At 70.2% G+C, this 5,954-nt stretch carries 5 protein-coding genes and 1 pseudogene; 1 reads left to right on the top strand and 5 read right to left on the bottom strand.

Annotated elements, in window-relative coordinates:
• Positions 1–341 (top strand): annotated as a pseudogene (locus G6020_RS12760) (oxidoreductase); the annotation flags it as partial.
• Between the two features lie 214 nt (positions 342–555).
• Here the strand turns inward: G6020_RS12760 and G6020_RS12765 are convergent.
• The 5 genes from G6020_RS12765 to G6020_RS17160 all read right to left on the bottom strand — a co-directional run.
• Positions 556–1,221, bottom strand: a complete 666-nt coding sequence (locus tag G6020_RS12765) for an NAD(P)H-binding protein (RefSeq protein ID WP_182610880.1) — start codon at positions 1,219–1,221, stop codon at positions 556–558.
• 54 nt (positions 1,222–1,275) lie between these two features.
• A complete protein-coding gene (gatB, locus tag G6020_RS12770) occupies positions 1,276–2,757 on the bottom strand; it encodes an Asp-tRNA(Asn)/Glu-tRNA(Gln) amidotransferase subunit GatB (protein ID WP_182610881.1) in 1,482 nt (493 codons plus the stop codon).
• 10 nt (positions 2,758–2,767) lie between these two features.
• Positions 2,768–3,802 (bottom strand): ATP-dependent 6-phosphofructokinase, encoded by a 1,035-nt coding sequence (locus G6020_RS12775; protein ID WP_179525527.1) that lies wholly within the window; start codon positions 3,800–3,802, stop codon positions 2,768–2,770.
• A gap of 28 nt (positions 3,803–3,830) precedes the next feature.
• Positions 3,831–5,234 (bottom strand): DHA2 family efflux MFS transporter permease subunit, encoded by a 1,404-nt coding sequence (locus G6020_RS12780; RefSeq protein WP_182610882.1) that lies wholly within the window; start codon positions 5,232–5,234, stop codon positions 3,831–3,833.
• The coding region (locus G6020_RS17160; RefSeq protein ID WP_241732700.1) for an amidase family protein at positions 5,231–5,954 on the bottom strand (724 nt) is incomplete at its 5' end. The genes G6020_RS12780 and G6020_RS17160, both read right to left, overlap by 4 nt.

The raw sequence follows: 5,954 nt of genomic DNA on the forward strand, positions 1-5,954 counted from the left end.
TCGACCGCGGCGCGGTGATCCGGAGCGCCGACCGCATCATCTGGACCTGGCCCGATCAGCGATCGGCGGGAGGGTGCGCCGCGGCCGAGGACTCACTGGCACTCGCGTTGCCGGACGGCGAACGCGCCGACGCACTCCCCCTCGCGGGTGGGGCGGCACGGGGCCAGCCCGAGGCCCTGGCCGAGGGGCGCTACGGACGGATCACCGGTCTGGCGGCGGTCGGTGACGGGGTGTTGCTCGGAGGGACGACCAACAAGCGTGGTGGCTCCCCTGTCCCCACCGACGATCGCGCCGTCATCCTGCCCCGGACCGGTGGCGGAGGCGGCGACGCCCGGACCTGACTCGCGGTCTGGTGGGGCACCTCACCCGGCGGGCCACATCTCGTCGAGGCGATGGAGGGTGGCGCCGAACAGTGCCGCGGTCTCCCCGGCGCCGGGAGACGAGAGAAGTCACGGAGCATCACGTCGACCAGGGGGCTCGGGAGCGTCGGGAGGACGCGTCCGAGGAGACGTGCGAGGGTGGCCGGCAGATGCCGGATCCGCACGTCCGCGCCGTTCACCCGAGTGACGAACTCGTCCACGGAGAGGGACTGCGGTCCGGCGAGCTCGAAGATACCGGTCGGGGTGGCGTGGTCCAGCGCCGCGTGGAGCAGGGCCTCGGCGACATCATCGCGAGCGATCCAGTCATAGCGTTGGGTCCCCGGCCCGAGGACGGTGACGGGCCGTCCCCCGAGGAGAGCATCTCCGTGACGGTGGGCCCGGGTGCGTCGGGGGTGCCGAAGATGTGCGCGGCGCGGAAGACGACCGCGGGAATCCCACTCGCGCGGATGAGTCCTTCTGCGTGGGCCTTGTACCGCAGGTACGGGTTGGTCGAGGTCTCATCCGCCCCCAGGTACGACAGGAAGACGACGCGGCGCACCCCTGAGTCCTTCAGTGCGGTCACCGTGGCGCGCACCGTGTCGAGATTCGCCGACTGGTAGGTGTCGGGCCGCCTCGGGAACAGGGCCCCGGCCAGATGCACCACCGCGGACGCTCCGACCGACGCCGTGGCCACGTCGTCGCCTCGTCTCAGCGCGCGGACCTCGTTCGGCAGCCCGGCCAGTCGCGCCCGAAGCGCGGTGCCGACCTGGCCGGAGGCGCCGGTGATGACCACCGGTCCCGTGCTCCACTCCCGCTCGGCCACCACGTCACCCGCTTCCGTCCCCACAGTGCCTCTCGGCACCTGCGCACCAGAAGAACACACCCCGTCCCGGGCTCGCAAGGACCCCCGGGGCTGTCACCCGCAGGCGGCGATCACGAGCTCCTTGACCCTGGCCGGGTCGGCCTGCCCGCGGGTGGCCTTCATGACCGCTCCGACGATCGCGCCGGCGGCCTGGACCTTTCCGGAGCGGATCTTCTCCGCGATGTCCGGCTGCGCGGCGAGGGCGTCGTCGACCGCCTTCTGCAGGGCGGAGTCGTCACGGACCACCTCGAGGCCCTTGTCGGCCACGACCCGGTCCGGCTCACCCTCACCGTCGAGGACCGCGTCCACGACCTGCCGGGCGAGCTTGTTGGTGAGCGTCCCCTCCGCCACGAGCTCGATGACCCGCGCCACCTGGGCGGGGGTGATCTCCAGCTCCGGCAGGCCCACGCCGCGCTTGTTGGCCTGCTGCGAGAGGTAGGCCACCCACCACGACCGGGCCTCGGTGGGGGGCGCGCCGGCGTCGACGGTGGCGAGGATCAGGTCCAACGCTCCGGCGTTGACCAGGTCGCGCATCTCCTCGTCCGAGACACCCCAGTCGGCCTGCACCCGTGCGCGGCGCAGCCACGGCAGCTCGGGCAACTCGGCACGGATCTTCTCGATGAGCTCGTCCAGCGGCTCGACCGGTGCGAGGTCGGGCTCGGGGAAGTACCGGTAGTCCTCGGCGGACTCCTTGGGCCTGCCCGCCGTGGTGGTCCCGTCGGACTCGTGGAAGTGCCGCGTCTCCAGCACGACCTCCCCACCTGAGGTCAGGACGTCCGCCTGGCGGCACATCTCGTGACGCACGGCGACCTCGACGCTGCGCAGGGAGTTGACGTTCTTGGTCTCCGTCCGGGTCCCGAACTCGGTGGCGCCCTTGGGCATCAGTGAGACGTTGGCGTCGCACCGCATCGACCCCTGGTCCATGCGGACGTCGGAGACGTCGAGACTCCGGAGCAGATCGCGCAGAGCGGAGACGTACGCGCGGGCGATCTCGGGGGCACGCTCCCCGGCGCCGACGATCGGTTTGGAGACGATCTCGATCAGCGGAACGCCGGCACGGTTGAAGTCGAGCAGCGAATGCGTGGCCCCGTGGATCCGACCGGTGGCCGAGCCGACGTGGGTGGACTTGCCGGTGTCCTCCTCCATGTGCGCCCGCTCGACCTCGACGCGCCAGGTGGTGCCGTCCTCGAGCTGAACGTCGAGGAAACCGTCGTGGGCGATCGGCTCGTCATACTGCGAGATCTGATAGTTCTTCGGCTGGTCCGGGTAGAAGTAGTTCTTCCTCGCGAAGCGGCTGTACGGCGCGATCGAACAGCCGAGGGCCAGCCCGATCTTGATCGCCCACTCGACGGCCTGCCCGTTGACCACCGGCAGCGCCCCCGGTAGACCGATGCACACCGGACACACCTGCGTGTTGGGGTCCGCTCCGAACGCCGTCGGGCACCCGCAGAACATCTTGGTGGCGGTGTGCAACTCGACGTGCACCTCCATGCCCATGACGGGATCGAAACGTGACACGACCTCGGTGAACTCCATGCGGAACAATCTAGCCGAAGAGGCAGGCGGCCTCGCGGTAGCGGTCCTCCGGAACGGTCTTGAGCACGGCGACGGCCTCGGCGACCGGCACCATCTCGATGGACTCCCCGCGCAGGGCCACCACCTGACCGAAGTCCCCCCGGTGCACCGCATGCGCGGCGTGGACACCGAAACGGGTGGCCAGGACACGGTCGTACGCCGTGGGGGTTCCCCCGCGCTGGATGTGCCCCAGGACCGTGGTGCGGACGTCGCGGTTCATCCGCGAGGCGATCGCCGAGGCCATCTGGTCCGCGACTCCGGTGAACACCTCGTGCCCGAACTGGTCGGTCCCGCCCTGCCGCAACGTCATCCCCGAACCCTCGACGGGTGTGGCGCCCTCCGCCACCACGCAGATGCCGTACGCCTCCCCCATCTGGAAGCGGCGCTTCATCACCTTGCACACGTAGTCGATGTCGAACGGCACCTCGGGGATGACGATCATGTGCGCGCCGGACGCGAGCCCGGCGTGGAGGGCGATCCACCCGGCATGCCTCCCCATCACCTCGACGAGCATGACCCGCTCGTGGGACTCCGCGGTGGTGTGCAGGCGGTCGATCGCGTCGGAGGCGATCGAGACCGCGGTGTCGAACCCGAATGTGTAGTCGGTTCCCGCCACGTCGTTGTCGATGGTCTTGGGCACGCCCACCACCGGGACGCCGTTCTCCGTGAGCCACCGCGCCGCCTTCAGCGTCCCGTCGCCACCGATGGCCACCAGCGCGTCGAGGGAGTGACGCTGCAGGGTCCGTCGGATCTCCGGCAGGCTCCCGGTGAGGATGTCCGGGTTGAGCCGGCCCGTTCCGAGGATCGTGCCCCCGCGCAGCAGGATGCGGTCGATCCCCTCGTCGTCGAACAGGGGCACCGCACGATCGTGGACCAACCCGGACCACCCGTCCTGGAAGCCCAGGACCGGCGAGTCGTACTCGGAATGGGCGGTCCGCACCAGGGCACGGATCACCGCGTTGAGGCCGGGGCAGTCCCCGCCTGCGGTCAGCACGCCAATACGCACGTCGGACTCCTCTCGGTTCTCCCGCAGTCTAGGGCCGTGGCCGGTCCACCGCGCCCGGCCCCGGCGACTGTTCACCGGTACGAAACGCCATCGTCGCCACCCCTCCGAGCAGGACCACCACGGCGGGGAGGTACATGGCGTCCGCCACAGCCTGTCCGACGTCGCCGTGGACGACCAACCGCGCTTGCATCAACGCACCGATCGCCGCGGATCCCAGGACCGCGCCCACCTGGCGGGTGGTGTTGTAGACCCCCGAGCCGGCTCCGGCGGAGGCGAGCTCGAGGCGCCGCATCGCGGTGGACGACGTGGGCGCCCAGACACACCCGTTGGCCACCCCCATCAGCGCGATCGGTCCGAGCAGCACGGGGATCGAGGTCTGCGAGTCCATGACCAGAGCCAGCCAGAACAGGGAGATCGCGTACGAGAAGTACCCGATCCCCGTGAACAACCGCGGGTCGATCCTGTCCGCCCACCGCCCGACGACCGGGGCGAGGACGCCCGCGATCAACGCCATCGGCAGCAGCATCAGACCGGCGCGCGTGGGACTGAGGTCCTTGACTCCCTGGAGGTAGAACATCAGCGGGACCATGGTGCCGGCGGTGACGAAGCCGATGGTCGAGACGCCGAACGTGCCGATCGAGAAGTTCCGGTCCCGGAACAGACGTAGAGGAACCAGTGGTTCCGTGCGCACGCGCGACTGCCACCAGACGAACGCCGCCAGGCCCGCGGTCCCCGCGACGATGAGAGCGAGGGTGGTCCCTCCCCACCCGTGGGACTCGCCCTGCTGGATGCCGTAGACCAGGAGGAACATGCCCAGGGCCGACAGCACGATGCCCGGGACGTCGTAGGAGTGCGAGCGGGTCTCGAGACCGGGGACCCACCTCCAGACGAGGACGACGGCCAGGACGCCGAAGGGGATGTTGACGAAGAAGATCGCGCGCCAGTCGAACGCGTCGATGAGGACCCCGCCCAAGACTGGTCCGACGACCGAGGCGATCCCCGCGACCGCGCCCCAGGCCCCCATGGCCGCCCCGCGACGCCGAGGGGCGAAGACCCTGGTGATCACGCTGAGCGACTGGGGGGTGAGCAGCGCGGCACCGAACCCCTGGAACACCCGCGCGACGATGAGCGTCTCGATACTGCCCGCGAGTCCACACCACAGCGAGGCACCCGTGAACAGGACCAGCCCGGCGATCGCGACCGCGCGGGGTCCGATCTGGTCGCCCAGTCGACCGGTGAACAGCAGCGGTACGACGTAGGCCAGCAGGTAGGCGCTGGTCACCCAGATCACCTGGTTGGTCGATGCGCCGAGTTGTGTGACGAAGGCGTCGGTGGCGACCGCGACGATCGTCTGATCCACCAGGATCATGAAGAACCCGATGACGAGCGCCGCCAGGGCCTTCCATGCGTCCCTCTCGGGGACCGTGGTCACGCGATCGGGCCTCTCGCCGCCTCGAAGGCGGCACCCACCCGGTACAGGCGGTCGTCGGCCAGCGCCGGGGCCATGATCTGCAGGCCGGCCGGGAGCCCGTCGACGAGACCCGACGGCACGGACATGCCGCAGTGCCCGGCGAGGTTGAGCGGGAGGGTGCAGAGGTCGAACTGGTACATGGCCACCGGGTCCTCGACCTTGGCCCCCAGCGGGAACGCGGTCGTCGGGGTGGTGGGCGAGACCAGGACGTCCACCTTCTCGTACGCGGCGTCGAAGTCGCGCGCGATGAGCGTGCGCACCTTCTGTGCCTGACCGTAGAAGGCGTCGTAGTAACCGGCCGAGAGGGCGTAGGTGCCTAGCATGATGCGGCGTTTGACCTCGGGACCGAACCCGGCTTCGCGGCTCGCCGCCATGACCTGGTCGGCCGACCCGTCGCCGACCCGCAGGCCGTAGCGCATGGCGTCGAACCGGGCCAGGTTGCTGGAGACCTCGGACGGGAGGATCAGGTAGTAGGCGGGCAGCGCATAGCGGAAGTTCGGGCACGCGACCTCGACCACCTCCGCACCCAGGTCCCGCAGGGTGTCCACGGAGGCACGGAACGACGCCTCGACCCCCGACTGGTACCCCTCTCCGGCGAACTCGGAGACGACGCCCACGCGCACACCGGACAGATCTCCCCTGGCACCCTCGCGCGCCGCCCGGACCACGTCCGGGACCGCC

It is taken from the genome of Dietzia sp. B19 (genome assembly GCF_014145155.1).
In the GTDB taxonomy this organism is placed as follows: domain Bacteria; phylum Actinomycetota; class Actinomycetes; order Mycobacteriales; family Mycobacteriaceae; genus Dietzia; species Dietzia natronolimnaea.